This window comes from Escherichia sp. F1 (genome assembly GCF_046764225.1).
GTDB classification, from domain to species: Bacteria; Pseudomonadota; Gammaproteobacteria; order Enterobacterales; family Enterobacteriaceae; genus Escherichia; species Escherichia coli.
The window spans coordinates 493,187-511,887 of record NZ_CP177202.1 but is presented as its reverse complement, the minus strand read 5'-3'; the positions used below and the strand labels follow the sequence as shown (position 1 = coordinate 511,887).

Sequence of the window (18,701 nt, the reverse complement as noted above, 5' to 3'; positions counted from 1 at the left end):
GTTTACATCATTACGACATCAAACTGCTCCTGGTTATAGAGCGGTTCAATTTGTACTTTAACCTGTTTACCAACGAAAATTTCCACTTCCGCCAGCGAGTGTGACTCTTCGCCTTTCAAGGCTTCAGCTACTGCCGGAGAAGCATAGACCAAGAAACGGTCGGAATCATAAGCATGGTGTACACGAACAATCTCGCGCATGATTTCATAGCATACCGTTTCCACGGTTTTCACCGTTCCGCGACCGTGGCAGGTTGGGCATTCGTTACATAGTACGTGCTCAATGCTTTCGCGGGTGCGTTTACGCGTCATCTCCACCAGCCCCAGCGCCGAAAAACCATTAACGCTGGTTTTCACCCGGTCTTTGCTCAACGCCTGCTCCAGCGAATGCAACACGCGGCGACGGTGATCTTCATTATTCATGTCGATGAAATCAATAATGATAATCCCGCCCAGATTGCGCAACCGTAACTGGCGAGCGATAGCCTGCGTCGCTTCAATATTGGTATTGAAAATGGTGTCGTCCAGATTGCGATGACCGACAAACGCTCCGGTATTGATGTCCACGGTGGTCATCGCTTCGGTCTGGTCGATAATCAGATAACCACCGGATTTCAGTTCTACTTTGCGTTCCAGCGCTCGCTGGATTTCGTTTTCGACATCAAAGAGATCGAAAATCGGCTGGCGTCCGGTGTAATGCTCCAGCTTGCTGGTCATCTCGGGAATGTACTCCGAGGTGAACTCAAGTAATGCTTCGTAAGTCAGGCGTGAGTCAACGCGAATGCGATCCAGTTCGGCGTCGGCGAAATCACGCAGAACACGCTGCGCCAGCGCCAGTTCGCCGTACAGCTGATAACGGGTCTGTGGGCGCTTTTTACGCTCCATAACTTTGGTCCAGACGCGTTTCAGATAAGCGGCATCGGAGGCCAGTTCAGCCTCGCCAACCCCTTCCGCTGCGGTACGGATGATAAACCCGCCCTGCTCGTCGCAATACTCTGCGACCACTTTTTTCAGGCGTTCACGTTCTGATTCGCTTTCAATTCGTTGGGAAACCCCAACGTGAGAAGCCCCTGGCATAAATACCAGATAGCGAGAAGGCAGCGTGATATCCGTGGTCAGGCGCGCCCCCTTAGTGCCAAGCGGATCTTTCACCACCTGCACCATCAGATCTTGCCCCTGACGAACCAGTTCCGAGATGTCGCGCACCGTGAATTGCTTTTGTTCTTCACCCGCCACACATTCGGTGTGCGGCATGATGTCAGATGCATGAAGAAACGCGGCTTTATCCAGCCCAATATCTACAAAAGCCGCCTGCATACCCGGAAGTACACGACTTACACGACCCTTGTAGATATTGCCTACTATTCCGCGTCGCGCCTCACGTTCAATATGAATTTCCTGCAGAATACCGCCATCAATATACGCCACTCGCGTTTCCGAAGGCGTTACGTTTACCAACAATTCAGCCGTCATGTTTATCCCTTTTCTCACGCAGTGCGTTAAAATTACTTAATAATTCATACGTTTCAACCAGCGGTAAGCCGACTACGGCGTGATAGCTGCCATTTATCTTCCTGACAAAACAGCCACCCAGCCCCTGAATACCGTATGCACCTGCTTTATCTAACGGTTCACCGCTGGCGACATAGCCCGCGATGTCTTCGTCTGTTAACGTTCTGAAAGTCACATCGGTGACCACCAGGCAATCGAGAATGTGCTGACTGTCGGCCAACGCCACTGCCGTCATCACCTGATGGGTCTGCCCCGATAATTTGCGCAACATCTGCGCCGCATGCTCTGCGTCGCGCGGTTTCTCCAGCACTTCTCCATTCAGGATAACGATAGTATCCGCACCCAGCACCGGGAGATCCTGCGCCGTTTGCGCGACACCCGCCTGTGCTTTCTCGCGCGCCAGACGCACAACATATTGCTGCGCGCTCTCCTGCGGCTGACGCTGCTCCTCAATGCCCGTAACAATACGTTCAAAGGTCACGCCAAGTTGCGCAAGTAACTCCTGACGACGCGGAGAACCGGAAGCTAAATACAGAGAAGTCATAGAAACCTTTATTGCACTGCAAACTGCTGACGGACTTTACGCATCAGCAAGAAAATCCACGGCCAGAGCACTCCATTGACTACACTACTCCAGAACACTTCCGGTCTGAAAGAGACGTTAATCACTAAAAACTCTGCCCAGAAAACAATAATATCCACCACCAGCGAAAGCAACATGACGACCAGCGCCTGCTGCCATAATGCGAGGTTGCGGAAAAGCTGATATTTCAGCGCCACCAGGTAAGCAATGATGCTCATCGCCAATACGCGTACGCCAAGTGTCGAGCCGCTGATCAGATCCAGTATGGCACCCATCACAAAACCTGTGCCCACATTTACGCGATGAGGCAAAGCCAGGATCCAATACAACAAGATGAGTAACACCCAGTTTGGCCGGAAAACAATCAGGTTATCCGGCCAGGGCATGATTTGCAGCAACAGCGCAATGAGGAAAGAGAGCCAGATTACCCAGCGTCCCTGGCTACGATAGCTCGCCACTATTGCCCTCCCGGCGCACGCGCAGGCGGTTGAGCACCACTTTGCGGCGGCGTAGCCCTTTGTGGAGAGCGATTAGCAGCAGGCTGTGTCGGCGCAGCAGGCGCAGTAGCTGCATTTCCTGTCGCCGGTTGCTGCGGAGTCGGCTGAGCGATCCCCGTTGCCGGTTCGGGTAACTTTGGCCCCATCGCGTCTGGCGAAGGCAATACCTGCGGCATCATCTGCATCAGACGTTCATTAGCAACACGATGCACCTCTTCCGGCGTCATCGGGTTAGCGCCGTTACGATCCGCGCCCCACAGCAGCAGCAGATAACGCAAACGTTGCAGTCCCGCAGTCGGACGCGCCTGAATCACAGTATAAGCGCGCTGAGTATCAAGTTTTACGGAAGAGACAACCGCGACCGGATAGCCTTCCGGGAAACGACCGCCCAGACCGGAAGTCACCAGCACATCACCAACACGAATATCCGTATTCGCTGGCAGATGCTCAAGCTGCAAATCATCCGTACAACCGTTACCGGCTGCAATTACGCGGATATCGTTGCGCAGCACCTGGATTGGCAGCGCGTGGGTCGCATCACAAATCAGCAGCACGCGACTGGTCAGTTTAGCGACGGCCACCACCTGACCAACAACACCTTTGTCGCTGATGACCGGCTGGCCTTCATAAACGCCATTAACGCTACCTTTATCGATAACAACTTGATCGCTATAAGGATCGTTAACCGTGGAGATAACCTGAGTCACCATTTTCTGCTCATCCTGACGCAGCGGGGAACCCAGCAGTTCGCGCAGACGCGCGTTCTCCTGTTTGTATTGTCCAAGCATCAGCAGTTCACTGTTTTTCAGCAACAGTTCCTGACGTAACGCCCGGTTTTCAAGTTCTAGTTGGTCACGCGAGGCCAGCGTCTGCGATACGCCATCCAGCAATTCACGAGGAGCATTGGAAACAAAGTAGAAAGGACTGACGGCGGTATCCATATAAGTACGGATTTGACTGAACGTCCCCAGGCGGCTGTCGGCAATAATAATGCCGAGCGCCACCAGCACCGCCAGAATAAGGCGAATCTGTAGCGACGGGCCACGGCTAAAAATTGGCTTCATAAGTTATGCGTATTCTCGTATCAGACCAGGCAGGGTAAACAGACGCTTCCCCTGCCTGCATCCGATTACTCTTCGCTGAACAGGTCGCCGCCGTGCATGTCGATCATTTCCAGCGCTTTGCCGCCACCGCGCGCCACACAGGTCAGCGGGTCTTCAGCAACAACGACTGGAATGCCGGTTTCTTCCATTAACAAACGGTCAAGGTTACGCAGCAGCGCGCCACCACCGGTGAGCACCATGCCGCGCTCGGAGATGTCGGAAGCCAGTTCCGGCGGACACTGTTCCAGTGCAACCATTACTGCGCTCACAATACCTGTCAGCGGTTCCTGCAGTGCTTCGAGGATTTCGTTGGAGTTCAGGGTAAAACCGCGTGGAACACCTTCTGCCAGGTTACGGCCACGAACTTCGATTTCACGGACTTCATCGCCCGGGTAAGCCGAACCGATTTCATGCTTGATACGTTCTGCGGTGGCTTCACCGATCAGAGAACCGTAATTACGACGCACATAGTTGATGATAGCTTCATCAAAACGGTCACCACCAATGCGCACGGAAGAGGAGTAAACCACGCCGTTCAAGGAGATAACAGCAACTTCAGTGGTACCACCACCGATATCAACCACCATAGAACCGGTCGCTTCAGAAACCGGGAGACCAGCACCAATTGCGGCAGCCATAGGTTCTTCAATCAGGAAGACTTCACGGGCACCAGCGCCCTGCGCGGATTCACGAATTGCGCGGCGTTCAACCTGGGTCGCGCCAACCGGCACACAAACCAGAACGCGCGGGCTTGGACGCATAAAGCTGTTGCTGTGCACTTGTTTGATGAAGTGCTGGAGCATTTTTTCAGTCACGAAGAAGTCGGCGATAACGCCGTCTTTCATTGGGCGAATGGCAGCAATATTGCCCGGCGTACGGCCCAGCATCTGCTTCGCGTCATGACCTACTGCAGCTACGCTTTTCGGTGAACCGGCACGATCCTGACGAATGGCCACCACGGAAGGCTCATTCAATACGATGCCTTGTCCTTTTACATAAATGAGGGTATTCGCAGTACCCAGGTCAATGGACAAGTCATTGGAAAACATGCCACGAAATTTTTTCAACATACTAAGGGATAATCCTGAAAGCTGGGGCGGAAAAGAAAATCCGCTTACTTTACCAACCACACGCAGCAGCGACAAGGCGCAAAAATCATCTGCTACGGTGAAAATTAGTGCAGTTCGTTTCCTTTGTTACAAATCTCTGCCTGAGTCCAGAAAGGCTTAATGCATCAGCAGCATTCCTCGCCTGTTTGCAACCGCGTAAGGTCATTCATCTGCATATGTGCTGCAACAATCTGGCGAGCAGACAAGCACACTCCCATGAGACGCAGCGCGCGTTATTCTACGTGAAAACGGATTAAACGGCAGGTTAAACCGAGTATCTTTGTGAATATTTTTTCACGTTAGTATCAAGTGGCTGTGAGGACGCGAAAAAATCCCCTTGCCCACCTGTAACACCGCGCTGAATCAGGGTCTGCCACTCGCTTCGCGAACGCACGCCGGTGGCGTAAACCTGGGTGCTGGTCCCGGAGCAGGCTTCCACCAGGCTTTGAACCAGCAGCTGGTTCTCCGTTCGCTTCTCAATGTTTCTGACCAGCCCCGGATGGAGCTTGAGTAACTCAACATTAAGTTCTTTGATCCAACTGGTGCTTACCAGCGTCAAACCAGCCTGGTTGACAGCTACCCGTACCCCTAAAGCATTCACTAAACGAATAACAGGTTGTAAGCGACTGATATGTTGACCTACATCGGCCTCTGCAAGTTCAATAATTATGCGTTTTCGTTGCGATCTTTCACATTGCATTAACGTATCGCGCAGCCAACGCTGAAAACGCGGGCGAATCAGCGACTCAACGGTAACCTGAATCGCCAGATTTTCCTCCGGCCAGTAATGCAATAGTGGAATCAGACGGCTGATTTGCAGGCGGTCATACTCTTCCGATAAGCCAAACTGCAAGACCATCGGCATATACTCCGCCGAGCTAACCTCTTCGTTACCATCGAAGATGCGGCACATGAGTTCGCGATGATGAACCTGACCTTCGCGAGTAACCGCCGGTTTTTGATAAAGGCGCGGGCCGCCGCGACTCAGCATTTGCTCGATAAGCGTACGCCAGCGAACATTACCGCGTCCTTTTTCAGGCAACGAGTCATCGTAAATAGCCCAGCTATTGCCGCCCTGCAATCCCGCATTACGCGTGGCAGACTCTGCATGTTCCATTACCTGCTCGGTATCCTGACCACTACGCCAGGCACAGATACCAATGTGGATCATATCGTCGCGATCGAGCATTTTATTGTTCGGCAAGGTATCGACGGCTTTGATTAACTGACTGGCTATGCTCTCAGCCTCTTTTAACGTCCGGTGGGGCAACAGCGCAGCAAAATCACTGCGGTGGTAACGCGCCAGCAGTGCGCCAGGGTAGCGCATCATAAATGTCGACAGCAGATTCGTCAGAGAGAAGAACTGTTCTTCAACCTGGCTGTGCCCCCAGGTATCACTCAACATATTGAAATCCGGCAGACGAATCATCATCACGATCCCGTGGGTACCTACTTTCTCTTGATCTTCCAGTAACGTTGCTAACTGATTATCGAAAAAGAGTCGGTTATTGAGGCCGGTTTTCATGTCCTGGGCGGCATAAGAGCGGATCAGCGTATCAAGACGGCTGTGTTGTTCGCGTGCGTTCTGAATTTCACGAAGCAGCGTATCCAGCGCACTGCTGGTTCTGGGCGGCCATTCATAGATGGTTCCCAACACATTAGAGCCACGCTCACCGTTTAAGATACGAGTAGCCCGGGTTTCCAGCAATTCTTGCCCGGCAAGTTGCCGTTGTAACCAGCGTACCGCCAGAAAGAGCATAAGAATGATAAAGCCAATCGCCCCCGTGAGCGGCGCGGTGGTCATCAACGAATGGAAATAGTTGCCCATCGGATCCTGATAAACCAGACGCAGCGACATCCCCGGATGCTTTATCAACGGAACGCTCAGTTCGCGAAACAGATCGCTGGTGCCAACCGGACGATAACTACCATTTCTGGCGAGGGTATAAACCTGTTTATCACCATGCAGCAGGTCTACACGAACGATATCTGCTGACATCATTAATTCGGTAATTTGTGGCCTTAATGCGCTGAAGTCATTCGACACAAGATGGGTATCAATCGCCGTCGCCACCGCCTGAACGCGATGACTAAACTTATACTGAATGGCGTTGTAGAAACTTAGCGAACAGCCCAGCAAAGTCACAAAAATTGTTAACCCGGTGAGCAGCGTAACAAAGGCCGAAAATTTCGTCGTTAATCTCATCCTTGTGTTAACTCCGATAGTGAGGAAGCGGGCATACTAGCAAATCAGATTTATCTCGCAATTTATTGCGCTTCATCGGCTTTGCTTTTCCATTAGCGAGTATAGTCTTCAGAAATTATTTTCCAATCCATCATGCACATGAGGACCACTTATGCAGGCGTTACTTTTAGAACAGCAGGACGGCAAAACTCTCGCATCGGTACAGACTCTGGACGAAAGTCGCCTGCCGGAGGGCGATGTCACGGTTGATGTTCACTGGTCGAGCCTGAACTACAAAGATGCGCTGGCAATTACCGGTAAGGGAAAAATCATCCGTAATTTTCCGATGATTCCTGGGATCGATTTTGCCGGAACTGTACGCACCAGCGAAGATCCGCGTTTTCATGCCGGTCAGGAGGTGTTACTCACTGGCTGGGGCGTTGGTGAAAACCACTGGGGGGGGCTGGCGGAACAGGCGCGAGTGAAAGGTGACTGGCTGGTTGCCATGCCGCAAGGGCTGGACGCGCGTAAAGCAATGATTATCGGTACTGCCGGTTTTACCGCCATGCTGTGTGTGATGGCGCTGGAAGATGCCGGTGTTCGCCCGCAGGATGGGGAGATTGTCGTGACGGGTGCCAGTGGTGGCGTCGGCAGTACCGCCGTGGCGCTGCTGCATAAGTTGGGTTATCAGGTCGTTGCCGTTTCTGGTCGCGAAAGTACCCATGAATATCTGAAAAGTTTAGGAGCCAGCCGTATTCTCTCTCGCGATGAGTTTGCCGAATCCCGTCCTCTGGAAAAACAACTCTGGGCTGGGGCAATTGACACCGTTGGCGACAAAGTGCTGGCGAAAGTGCTGGCGCAAATGAATTACGGCGGCTGCGTGGCGGCCTGTGGTCTGGCGGGTGGTTTTACTCTGCCAACCACGGTCATGCCATTTATTCTGCGTAATGTCCGTTTACAGGGGGTGGATTCAGTGATGACCCCACCAGCACGCCGCGCACAAGCCTGGCAGCGACTGGTCGCCGATTTACCGGAATCATTCTATACCCAGGCGGCAAAAGAAATATCTCTGGCAGAGGCACCGAAATTTGCCGAGGCCATCATTAATAACCAGATCCAGGGTCGCACGCTGGTGAAGGTTAACTAACCATTTAGCAGGGAATAATAAGAGAGGGAACTCATTTTGAAATCATTATTCAATCGGTTAACAGGAAAAGCGGTTAGCCGGACAGCTTTCGTCGAACATCTTGGTCATGAAGTTGTACAACATCATCCAAACTGGAAAGTCATGATTTCGACTGACCATAAATTGATGCGCACTGTTACTCCACTAAACAGCCATTATTGATACGCCTCCGTCGCCTGTTAGGTTTATGGTGCTTTGCCTGGACGTCGCTACGCTTAACCTGTTACTGATTTCTGGTACCATGGGGTGAATAATCTGATTTTATTTGCCTACAAATTAACCACTCGAACGTATTTGATGCTGAGCATTGTCAGACGGTTGATTTTGCGTGCTTTAGCATTCACATCTATCCAGACGATGAAGTGAAAATTGCGTAATCCCCAGCAACCGCTGCGTAATGTCGTCTATCTTGTCGCGATCCTGGCATCCCTACATTATTTGTGGTCTGTGAAGATTATCTCATTGCAGCCCCTCATCTTCGCAGGGCTGGCTTTACAGCTTTTAGCCTTACGTTATAAGAAGTTCCGTCGATGATGGCGCTAATTTCGTGAATTGTGCGGCTTGTTGCAAATTACACGGTGTTGAAGGTTATTTACATGTTAGCTGTTGATTATCTTCCCTGATAAGACCAGTATTTAGCTGCCAATTGCTACGAAATCGTTATAATGTGCGACCTCGTCCTCCCTGACGCAGTTTTTGCGCTGCGGAAAAGGTGACATTGGCGCAACGAAGGTATATTTTGTTTTTTGCCGGAGGATAGCAGCAGATCGCTGCACAATGTCCGTCAAGTCTAACATTGACACTCTGGGGCAAAATAGACCGGCGTCCCGGCCTGCTGGAATTTATCGCTATGCATACAGCTGTCGGGGCATACGCTTTACAGACGGCGGTGAAACGCCTGTCACAATCACACTAAACAAAGAGTACGGAACCCACTCATGGATATTCGTAAGATTAAAAAACTGATCGAGCTGGTTGAAGAATCAGGCATCTCCGAACTGGAAATTTCTGAAGGCGAAGAGTCAGTACGCATTAGCCGTGCAGCTCCTGCCGCAAGTTTCCCTGTGATGCAACAAGCTTACGCTGCACCAATGATGCAGCAGCCAGCTCAATCTAACGCAGCCGCTCCGGCGACCGTTCCTTCAATGGAAGCGCCAGCAGCAGCGGAAATCAGTGGTCACATCGTACGTTCCCCGATGGTTGGTACTTTCTACCGCACCCCAAGCCCGGACGCGAAAGCGTTCATCGAAGTGGGTCAGAAAGTCAACGTGGGCGATACCCTGTGCATCGTTGAAGCCATGAAAATGATGAACCAGATCGAAGCGGACAAATCCGGTACCGTGAAAGCAATTCTGGTCGAAAGTGGACAACCGGTAGAATTTGACGAGCCGCTGGTCGTCATCGAGTAACGAGGCGAACATGCTGGATAAAATTGTTATTGCCAACCGCGGCGAGATTGCATTGCGTATTCTTCGTGCCTGTAAAGAACTGGGCATCAAGACTGTCGCTGTGCACTCCAGCGCGGATCGCGATCTAAAACACGTATTACTGGCAGATGAAACGGTCTGTATCGGCCCTGCTCCGTCAGTAAAAAGTTATCTGAACATCCCGGCAATCATCAGCGCCGCTGAAATCACCGGCGCAGTAGCAATCCATCCGGGCTACGGCTTCCTCTCCGAGAACGCCAACTTTGCCGAGCAGGTTGAACGCTCCGGCTTTATCTTCATCGGCCCGAAAGCAGAAACCATTCGCCTGATGGGCGACAAAGTATCCGCAATCGCGGCGATGAAAAAAGCGGGCGTTCCTTGCGTACCGGGTTCTGACGGCCCGCTGGGCGACGATATGGATAAAAACCGCGCCATTGCTAAACGCATTGGTTATCCGGTAATTATCAAAGCCTCCGGCGGCGGCGGCGGTCGCGGTATGCGCGTAGTGCGCGGCGACGCTGAACTGGCACAATCCATCTCTATGACCCGTGCGGAAGCGAAAGCTGCTTTCAGCAACGATATGGTTTACATGGAGAAATACCTGGAAAATCCTCGCCACGTCGAGATTCAGGTACTGGCTGACGGTCAGGGCAACGCTATCTATCTGGCGGAACGTGACTGCTCCATGCAGCGCCGCCACCAGAAAGTGGTCGAAGAAGCACCAGCACCGGGCATTACCCCGGAACTGCGTCGCTACATCGGCGAACGTTGCGCTAAAGCGTGTGTTGATATCGGCTATCGCGGTGCAGGTACTTTCGAGTTCCTGTTCGAAAACGGCGAGTTCTATTTCATCGAAATGAACACCCGTATTCAGGTAGAACACCCGGTTACAGAAATGATCACCGGCGTTGACCTGATCAAAGAACAGCTGCGTATCGCTGCCGGTCAACCGCTGTCGATCAAGCAAGAAGAAGTTCACGTTCGCGGCCATGCGGTGGAATGCCGTATCAACGCCGAAGATCCGAACACCTTCCTGCCAAGCCCGGGCAAAATCACCCGTTTCCACGCACCAGGCGGTTTTGGCGTGCGTTGGGAGTCTCATATCTACGCGGGCTACACCGTACCGCCGTACTATGACTCAATGATCGGTAAGCTGATTTGCTACGGTGAAAACCGTGACGTGGCGATTGCCCGCATGAAGAATGCGCTGCAGGAGCTGATCATCGACGGTATCAAAACCAACGTTGATCTGCAGATCCGCATCATGAATGACGAGAACTTCCAGCATGGTGGCACTAACATCCACTATCTGGAGAAAAAACTCGGTCTTCAGGAAAAATAAGACTGCAAAAGCGTCAAAAGGCCGGATTTTCCGGCCTTTTTTATTACTGGGGATCGACAACCCCCATAAGGTACAATCCCCGCTTTCTTCACCCATCAGGGACAAAAAATGGACACTCGTTTTGTTCAGGCCCATAAAGAGGCGCGCTGGGCGCTGGGGCTGACCCTTTTGTATCTGGCGGTATGGTTAGTAGCCGCTTACTTACCTGGCGTTGCCCCCGGTTTTACCGGCTTTCCGCGCTGGTTTGAGATGGCCTGCATCCTGACGCCGCTGCTATTTATTGGACTGTGCTGGGCGATGGTGAAATTTATCTATCGCGATATCCCACTGGAGGATGACGATGCAGCTTGAAGTGATTCTACCGCTGGTCGCCTATCTGGTGGTGGTGTTCGGTATCTCTGTTTATGCGATGCGTAAACGGAGCACCGGCACCTTCCTTAATGAGTATTTCCTCGGCAGCCGCTCTATGGGCGGTATTGTGCTGGCGATGACGCTCACCGCGACCTATATCAGTGCCAGTTCGTTTATCGGCGGGCCTGGAGCTGCTTATAAATACGGCCTGGGTTGGGTATTACTGGCGATGATTCAGCTTCCTGCAGTCTGGCTTTCGCTTGGTATTCTCGGCAAGAAGTTCGCGATTCTTGCGCGCCGCTACAATGCGGTGACACTGAACGACATGCTGTTTGCCCGCTACCAGAGTCGTCTTTTGGTGTGGCTGGCGAGTTTGAGTTTGCTGGTCGCGTTTATTGGCGCGATGACCGTGCAGTTTATCGGCGGCGCGCGCCTGCTGGAAACCGCGGCGGGTATTCCTTATGAAACCGGGCTGCTGATTTTCGGTATCAGCATTGCGTTGTATACCGCCTTTGGTGGCTTTCGCGCCAGCGTGCTGAACGACACTATGCAAGGGCTGGTGATGCTGATTGGCACCATTGTGCTGCTTATTGGCGTGGTACATGCCGCAGGTGGCTTAAGCAACGCAGTAGAGACGTTGCAAACCATCGATCCGCAACTGGTTACGCCACAAGGCGCTGACGATATTCTGTCGCCTGCCTTTATGACGTCGTTCTGGGTACTGGTGTGCTTTGGCGTGATTGGCCTGCCGCATACTGCGGTGCGCTGTATCTCTTATAAAGACAGCAAAGCCGTACATCGGGGGATCATCATCGGTACGATTGTGGTCGCAATCCTGATGTTCGGTATGCACCTGGCCGGAGCGTTAGGTCGGGCGGTGATCCCCGATCTCACCGTACCGGACCTGGTGATCCCGACGTTAATGGTAAAAGTGTTGCCACCGTTTGCTGCCGGGATCTTCCTGGCTGCACCTATGGCTGCGATCATGTCGACGATCAATGCCCAGTTGCTGCAAAGTTCCGCTACGATCATTAAAGATCTCTATCTGAATATCCGTCCGGATCAAATGCAAAATGAGACGCGTCTGAAGCGGATGTCGGCGGTAATTACGTTAGTTCTCGGTGCGTTGCTGCTGCTTGCCGCCTGGAAGCCGCCAGAAATGATCATCTGGCTGAATTTGCTGGCCTTCGGTGGGCTGGAAGCCGTTTTCCTGTGGCCGCTGGTGCTGGGTCTTTACTGGGAACGCGCCAACGCCAAAGGCGCGCTAAGTGCGATGATCGTTGGCGGCGTACTGTATGCCGTACTCGCGACGCTGAATATTCAGTACCTGGGCTTCCACCCTATCGTGCCCTCGTTACTACTAAGTTTGCTGGCTTTCCTGGTCGGAAACCGTTTCGGTACACCCGTCCCGCAAGCTACCGTTTTGACTACTGATAAATAAAGAGTTTTGCCATGCCTTGGATCCAACTGAAACTGAACACTACCGGCGCGAACGCGGAAGATCTTAGCGATGCGCTGATGGAAGCGGGTGCCGTTTCTATCACTTTTCAGGATACCCACGATACGCCTGTATTTGAGCCGCTGCCGGGCGAAACGCGCCTGTGGGGCGACACCGATGTGATTGGTCTGTTCGATGCTGAAACCGATATGAACGACGTGGTGGCGATTCTGGAAAACCATCCGCTGCTCGGCGCAGGCTTCGCGCATAAAATCGAACAACTGGAAGATAAAGACTGGGAGCGCGAATGGATGGATAATTTCCACCCGATGCGCTTTGGTGAACGACTGTGGATCTGCCCAAGCTGGCGTGATGTGCCGGACGAAAACGCCGTCAACGTGATGTTAGACCCTGGGCTGGCGTTTGGTACGGGTACCCATCCAACTACCTCTCTGTGCCTGCAATGGCTCGACAGCCTCGATTTAACCGATAAAACAGTCATCGACTTTGGCTGTGGTTCCGGCATTCTGGCTATCGCGGCGCTGAAACTGGGTGCAGCAAAAGCCATTGGTATTGATATCGATCCGCAGGCGATCCAGGCCAGCCGCGATAACGCCGAACGTAATGGCGTTTCTGATCGTCTGGAACTCTACTTACCGAAAGATCAGCCAGAAGAAATGAAAGCCGACGTGGTGGTCGCTAACATCCTTGCAGGCCCATTACGTGAACTGGCACCGTTAATCAGCGTCCTGCCAGTTTCAGGCGGTTTGCTGGGCCTTTCCGGTATTCTGGCAAGCCAGGCAGAGAGCGTTTGCGAAGCTTATGCCGACAGCTTCGCTCTGGACCCGGTCGTGGAAAAAGAAGAGTGGTGCCGCATTACCGGTCGTAAGAATTAACCTTCGCATCGCCGTAGGGTGACGCAGAGCGAAGTGCGAGCGATGTCACAAAAGGCACGTTAATTTGCCGATTATTTACGCAAATTTGCGTGCCAAAATTTTCATTCATAAAGAAAAATTGAGAACTTACTCAAATTTCTTTGAGTGTAAATTTTAGTCACTATTTTCTAATATGATGATTTTTATGAGTAATTATCGCGCTACGCTCATTTTAAATGCAATTCTTTGATCCATCTCAGAGGATTGGTCAAAGTTTGGCCTTTCATCTCGTGCAAAAAATGCGTAATATACGCCGCCTTGCAGTCACAGTATGGTCATTTCTTAACTCATGCGCATCGGACAATATCAGCTCAGAAATCGCCTGATCGCAGCGCCCATGGCTGGCATTACAGACAGACCTTTTCGGACGTTGTGCTACGAGATGGGAGCCGGATTGACAGTATCCGAGATGATGTCTTCTAACCCTCAGGTTTGGGAAAGCGACAAATCTCGTTTACGGATGGTGCACATTGATGAACCCGGTATTCGCACCGTGCAAATTGCTGGTAGCGATCCGAAAGAAATGGCAGATGCAGCACGTATTAACGTGGAAAGCGGTGCCCAGATTATTGATATCAATATGGGTTGCCCGGCTAAAAAAGTGAATCGCAAGCTCGCAGGTTCAGCCCTCTTGCAGTACCCGGATGTCGTTAAATCGATCCTTACCGAGGTCGTCAATGCAGTGGACGTTCCTGTTACCCTGAAAATTCGCACTGGCTGGGCACCGGAACACCGTAACTGCGAAGAGATTGCCCAACTGGCTGAAGACTGTGGCATTCAGGCTCTGACCATTCATGGCCGTACACGCGCCTGTTTGTTCAATGGAGAAGCTGAGTACGACAGTATTCGGGCAGTTAAGCAGAAAGTTTCCATTCCGGTTATCGCGAATGGCGACATTACTGACCCGCTTAAAGCCAGAGCTGTGCTCGACTATACAGGGGCGGATGCCCTGATGATAGGCCGCGCAGCTCAGGGAAGACCCTGGATCTTTCGGGAAATCCAGCATTATCTGGACACTGGGGAGTTGCTGCCCCCGCTGCCTTTGGCAGAGGTTAAGCGCTTGCTTTGCGCGCACGTTCGGGAACTGCATGACTTTTATGGTCCGGCAAAAGGGTACCGAATTGCACGTAAACACGTTTCCTGGTATCTCCAGGAACACGCTCCAAATGACCAGTTTCGGCGCACATTCAACGCCATTGAGGATGCCAGCGAACAGCTGGAGGCGTTGGAGGCATACTTCGAAAATTTTGCGTAAACAGAAATAAAGAGCTGACAGAACTATGTTCGAACAACGCGTAAATTCTGACGTACTGACCGTTTCTACCGTTAACTCTCAGGATCAGGTAACCCAAAAACCCCTGCGTGACTCGGTTAAACAGGCACTGAAGAACTATTTTGCTCAACTGAATGGTCAGGATGTGAATGACCTCTATGAGCTGGTACTGGCTGAAGTAGAACAGCCCCTGTTGGACATGGTGATGCAATACACCCGTGGTAACCAGACCCGTGCTGCGCTGATGATGGGCATCAACCGTGGTACGCTGCGTAAAAAATTGAAAAAATACGGCATGAACTAATTCAGGTTAGCTAAATGCTTGATTAAAAAGGCGCTACTCGGCATGGGGAAGCGCCTTTTTTATAGGTGTCACAAAGGGAGTGACCATGAGAACAGGATGTGAACCGACCCGATTTGGTAATGAAGCAAAGACCATCATCCAGGGTGATGCATTAACCGAACTTAAAAAGATCCCCGCCGAAAGTGTAGATCTGATCTTTGCCGACCCACCGTATAACATCGGTAAAAATTTTGATGGTCTGATCGAAGCCTGGAAAGAAGATCTGTTTATCGACTGGCTGTTTGAAGTGATTGCAGAGTGCCATCGCGTTCTGAAAAAGCAGGGCAGCATGTACATCATGAATAGCACGGAAAACATGCCCTTTATCGATCTCCAGTGCCGCAAGCTTTTTACCATCAAAAGTCGCATCGTCTGGTCATATGACAGTTCTGGAGTGCAGGCGAAAAAACACTACGGCTCCATGTACGAACCCATCCTGATGATGGTGAAAGACGCAAAGAACTACACATTCAACGGTGATGCTATTCTGGTAGAAGCCAAAACCGGATCGCAGCGCGCGTTGATCGATTATCGCAAAAACCCTCCACAGCCTTACAATCATCAAAAAGTACCGGGTAACGTCTGGGATTTTCCGCGCGTGCGTTATTTGATGGATGAATATGAAAACCACCCGACGCAAAAACCGGAAGCCTTACTGAAACGCATTATTCTCGCCTCTTCCAACCCAGGCGATATCGTTCTCGACCCGTTTGCTGGTAGCTTTACTACCGGTGCCGTAGCCGTCGCCAGTGGGCGAAAATTCATTGGTATTGAGATCAACAGCGAGTACATCAAAATGGGGCTTCGACGGCTGGATGTCGCGTCGCATTACTCTGCGGAAGAACTGGCGAAAGTGAAAAAAAGAAAGACCGGCAACCTGTCAAAACGAAGCAGGTTAAGCGAAGTTGACCCCGATCTCATTGCAAAGTAAAGGAAGTGTAAGCCTGGTTTTCAGATTATTCATTTCGTGTATATTTCCTGCCAGACTTGGTTAAACATGCACAGGCTCAGGTAATGATTCGCAAGTATTGGTGGCTCGTCGTTTTCGCTGTCTTCGTTTTTCTGTTTGATACTTTACTGATGCAGTGGATTGAACTGCTGGCAACAGAAACAGACAAATGCCGCAATATGAACTCAGTTAATCCACTAAAACTGGTTAACTGTGACGAACTGAATTTTCAGGACAGAATGTGAATTTATATGACACTTAATTCATTCGTTTGATGAATTAATTTCGTTATGTTTTCATCTGGCATGAATATTCTTAATACGTTATCGACCAGTGCGGGTGCTTGTTTATAAAGATCATAACCCGCCATATTCATTAACCAGTTTTGAACAATTCCGCTGAAGGCACCATCAATAATAATCATCACAACATCTAAATCGAGATTATTTGCTATACAACCTTGTTGCTGACATGCCTGCAATACTTCGCGGAGAGTCTGCGGATTAAAGCCCATCTTTTCGCGTATCACTCCCTCTGCCAGCATCTCATCATTAAATTCACATTTGTGATATAAGATTTTCAGCAACGCCTGCTGGCGGGGAATTTTGGCAATATATTGCAAGCCAACAATCAATTTTTCACGCAATTGCTGAAACGGGTCATGCTCTAACCCAGCAGTCAAGTGATCCTGGATTAACTCCCGCAATGAAGGCTGTTGCAACCACATCTCATTAAACAGTTGGGTCTTGTTCTCGAAGTGCCAGTAGATAGCGCCACGCGTAACGTTAGCGGCGTCGGCAATGTCGTTGAGCGTCGTCTTGCTTACGCCATGCTGCGCAAACTGGGCGATGGCAGTTTCAATCAGTTCTTGCCGGGTCTTCAGGGCTTCAGCTTTGGTTCTTTTTGCCATGATTAATTATTCAGGAAATAAATATATTCGATACAGGATGAGAAAATAGCGAAGGTTAATCTATCACCTAATGTATATTTATACGAGAGGATAATATTGAGTTGCTATAAATCGTCAAATAAATAACACTTATTATTCACCTAAAATACATTCACTCTATCAATATATATTTCAATTTACGAGGTTTTAATTCTGCCTCTTTCAACCCGCGTCAAAATAAAACAGTAGAATATTAATCTTTTTTTGTGTTTATGTGCCTTGAGACGCCTGTATTCATAACTATTCCTTACATCGACGAATGATAATTTGTAGGATAGCGAACTGTATTTTTCTTTCTGCGAGTTAACGCGTTCCCTTTTTGGGTAAATAACGCGCTTTTGGTTTTTTGAGGAATAGTAATGACGAAACATGCCAGGTTTTTCCTCCTGCCCTCCTTTATTCTGATCTCCGCGGCTTTAATCGCCGGCTGTAACGATAAGGGAGAAGAGAAAGCTCACGTCGGTGAACCGCAGGTTACCGTTCATATTGTAAAAACGGCCCCGTTAGAAGTTAAGACTGAATTACCAGGCCGCACCAATGCTTACCGTATAGCCGAAGTTCGCCCACAGGTTAGCGGGATCGTACTGAGTCGCAATTTCACTGAAGGCAGCGATGTGCAAGCAGGCCAGTCTCTGTACCAGATCGATCCCGCGACCTATCAGGCAAGTTATAACAGCGCGAAAGGCGAACTGGCGAAAAGTGAAGCCGCCGCCGCCATCGCGCATTTGACGGTAAAACGTTACGTTCCGCTCGTGGGTACGAAATACATCAGTCAGCAGGAGTACGACCAGGCCATTGCTGATGCTCGCCAGGCCGATGCCGCCGTGATTGCCGCAAAAGCCACGGTCGAAAGTGCTCGCATCAATCTCGCTTATACCAAAGTGACTGCGCCAATTAGTGGACGTATCGGCAAATCGACTGTGACCGAAGGCGCTCTTGTCACTAATGGGCAAACGACCGAACTGGCGACTGTCCAGCAGCTCGATCCTATCTACGTTGATGTGACCCAATCCAGCAACGATTTTATGAGGCTGAAGCAATCCGTAGAGCAAGGAAATTTGCATAAGGAGAACGCCACCAGCAACGTAGAGTTGGTCATGGAGAACGGTCAAACCTATCCCCTGAAAGGTACGCTGCAATTCTCCGATGTTACCGTTGATGAAAGCACCGGCTCCATAACTCTACGTGCCGTCTTCCCTAACCCGCAACATACGCTTTTACCTGGTATGTTTGTGCGCGCACGGATTGATGAAGGCGTCCAATCTGATGCCATTCTTATCCCGCAACAAGGCGTTAGCCGCACACCGCGTGGTGATGCAACCGTGCTGATTGTTAACGATAAAAGTCAGGTTGAAGCGCGCCCTGTCGTTGCCAGCCAGGCGATTGGCGATAAATGGTTGATTAGCGAAGGGCTGAAATCTGGCGATCAAGTCATTGTCAGCGGCCTGCAAAAAGCTCGTCCGGGAGAGCAGGTTAAAGCCACTACCGATACCCCCGCAGATTCTGCATCGAAGTAAGGC

At 50.8% G+C, this 18,701-nt stretch carries 18 protein-coding genes; 11 read left to right on the top strand and 7 right to left on the bottom strand.

The features are described 5' to 3' along the window. Positions 1 to 2 precede the first annotated feature (2 nt). The 6 genes from rng to csrD form a co-directional block, all read right to left on the bottom strand. Positions 3 to 1,472, bottom strand: coding sequence for a ribonuclease G (gene rng, locus ACK8NJ_RS02390; RefSeq protein ID WP_000123197.1), 1,470 nt, complete (start codon positions 1,470 to 1,472; stop codon positions 3 to 5). Further along, complete coding sequence (gene yhdE, locus ACK8NJ_RS02385; protein ID WP_000203096.1) at positions 1,462 to 2,055, bottom strand: nucleoside triphosphate pyrophosphatase YhdE; 594 nt, start codon at positions 2,053 to 2,055, stop codon at positions 1,462 to 1,464. Before yhdE ends, rng begins: the two co-directional genes overlap by 11 nt. Positions 2,056 to 2,063: 8 nt before the next feature. Next, positions 2,064 to 2,552, bottom strand: a complete 489-nt coding sequence (gene mreD / locus ACK8NJ_RS02380; protein ID WP_000179409.1) for a rod shape-determining protein MreD — start codon at positions 2,550 to 2,552, stop codon at positions 2,064 to 2,066. Continuing rightward, the gene (gene mreC, locus ACK8NJ_RS02375) at positions 2,552 to 3,655 is read right to left on the bottom strand and encodes a rod shape-determining protein MreC (RefSeq protein ID WP_000802511.1); all 1,104 of its coding nucleotides are present in this window, start codon (positions 3,653 to 3,655) and stop codon (positions 2,552 to 2,554) included. The genes mreD and mreC overlap by 1 nt, the downstream gene beginning before the upstream one ends. A 65-nt stretch (positions 3,656 to 3,720) precedes the next feature. Beyond that, positions 3,721 to 4,764 (bottom strand): rod shape-determining protein MreB, encoded by a 1,044-nt coding sequence (mreB, locus tag ACK8NJ_RS02370; RefSeq protein WP_000913396.1) that lies wholly within the window; start codon positions 4,762 to 4,764, stop codon positions 3,721 to 3,723. A gap of 304 nt (positions 4,765 to 5,068) precedes the next feature. Beyond that, complete coding sequence (gene csrD, locus ACK8NJ_RS02365; protein ID WP_001241403.1) at positions 5,069 to 7,009, bottom strand: RNase E specificity factor CsrD; 1,941 nt, start codon at positions 7,007 to 7,009, stop codon at positions 5,069 to 5,071. 151 nt (positions 7,010 to 7,160) lie between these two features. Here csrD and ACK8NJ_RS02360 point away from each other — a divergent pair, with 151 nt between their 5' ends. The 10 genes from ACK8NJ_RS02360 (at position 7,161) to ACK8NJ_RS02315 (ending at position 16,477) form a co-directional block, all read left to right on the top strand. Further along, on the top strand, positions 7,161 to 8,135 hold the full coding sequence (locus tag ACK8NJ_RS02360) for an MDR family oxidoreductase (RefSeq protein ID WP_001148479.1): 975 nt from the start codon (positions 7,161 to 7,163) through the stop codon (positions 8,133 to 8,135). A 977-nt stretch (positions 8,136 to 9,112) separates the two neighbouring features. Continuing rightward, positions 9,113 to 9,583 carry an acetyl-CoA carboxylase biotin carboxyl carrier protein gene (gene accB, locus ACK8NJ_RS02355; protein ID WP_000354622.1) on the top strand — a complete coding sequence of 157 codons (471 nt, stop codon included), beginning with the start codon at positions 9,113 to 9,115 and terminating at the stop codon, positions 9,581 to 9,583. A gap of 10 nt (positions 9,584 to 9,593) precedes the next feature. After that, complete coding sequence (gene accC / locus ACK8NJ_RS02350) at positions 9,594 to 10,943, top strand: acetyl-CoA carboxylase biotin carboxylase subunit (protein ID WP_000884639.1); 1,350 nt, start codon at positions 9,594 to 9,596, stop codon at positions 10,941 to 10,943. A gap of 108 nt (positions 10,944 to 11,051) precedes the next feature. Further along, positions 11,052 to 11,294 (top strand): YhdT family protein, encoded by a 243-nt coding sequence (locus tag ACK8NJ_RS02345; protein WP_000381170.1) that lies wholly within the window; start codon positions 11,052 to 11,054, stop codon positions 11,292 to 11,294. After that, positions 11,284 to 12,735 carry a sodium/pantothenate symporter gene (panF, locus tag ACK8NJ_RS02340; RefSeq protein WP_001175706.1) on the top strand — a complete coding sequence of 484 codons (1,452 nt, stop codon included), beginning with the start codon at positions 11,284 to 11,286 and terminating at the stop codon, positions 12,733 to 12,735. The genes ACK8NJ_RS02345 and panF overlap by 11 nt, the downstream gene beginning before the upstream one ends. 11 nt (positions 12,736 to 12,746) lie before the next feature. Next, positions 12,747 to 13,628 (top strand): 50S ribosomal protein L11 methyltransferase, encoded by an 882-nt coding sequence (gene prmA, locus ACK8NJ_RS02335; RefSeq protein ID WP_001145817.1) that lies wholly within the window; start codon positions 12,747 to 12,749, stop codon positions 13,626 to 13,628. 328 nt (positions 13,629 to 13,956) lie between these two features. After that, positions 13,957 to 14,922, top strand: coding sequence for a tRNA dihydrouridine synthase DusB (gene dusB / locus ACK8NJ_RS02330; protein ID WP_001219652.1), 966 nt, complete (start codon positions 13,957 to 13,959; stop codon positions 14,920 to 14,922). A 25-nt stretch (positions 14,923 to 14,947) separates the two neighbouring features. Beyond that, positions 14,948 to 15,244, top strand: a complete 297-nt coding sequence (gene fis / locus ACK8NJ_RS02325; protein ID WP_000462905.1) for a DNA-binding transcriptional regulator Fis — start codon at positions 14,948 to 14,950, stop codon at positions 15,242 to 15,244. Between the two features lie 85 nt (positions 15,245 to 15,329). Next, entirely contained in the window at positions 15,330 to 16,214 is an 885-nt protein-coding gene (yhdJ, locus tag ACK8NJ_RS02320; RefSeq protein WP_001258942.1) for an adenine-specific DNA-methyltransferase, read from the top strand. 83 nt (positions 16,215 to 16,297) lie between these two features. Then, positions 16,298 to 16,477 carry a DUF2556 family protein gene (locus ACK8NJ_RS02315; protein WP_001295275.1) on the top strand — a complete coding sequence of 60 codons (180 nt, stop codon included), beginning with the start codon at positions 16,298 to 16,300 and terminating at the stop codon, positions 16,475 to 16,477. 2 nt (positions 16,478 to 16,479) lie between these two features. Here ACK8NJ_RS02315 and acrS read toward each other — a convergent pair whose 3' ends face one another. Further along, entirely contained in the window at positions 16,480 to 17,142 is a 663-nt protein-coding gene (gene acrS, locus ACK8NJ_RS02310; RefSeq protein ID WP_411962079.1) for a multidrug efflux transporter transcriptional repressor AcrS, read from the bottom strand. Positions 17,143 to 17,540: 398 nt separating this feature from the next. Here acrS and acrE point away from each other — a divergent pair, with 398 nt between their 5' ends. Then, positions 17,541 to 18,698, top strand: coding sequence for a multidrug efflux RND transporter periplasmic adaptor subunit AcrE (acrE, locus tag ACK8NJ_RS02305; RefSeq protein ID WP_220418463.1), 1,158 nt, complete (start codon positions 17,541 to 17,543; stop codon positions 18,696 to 18,698). The last annotated feature ends 3 nt before the right edge of the window (positions 18,699 to 18,701 follow it).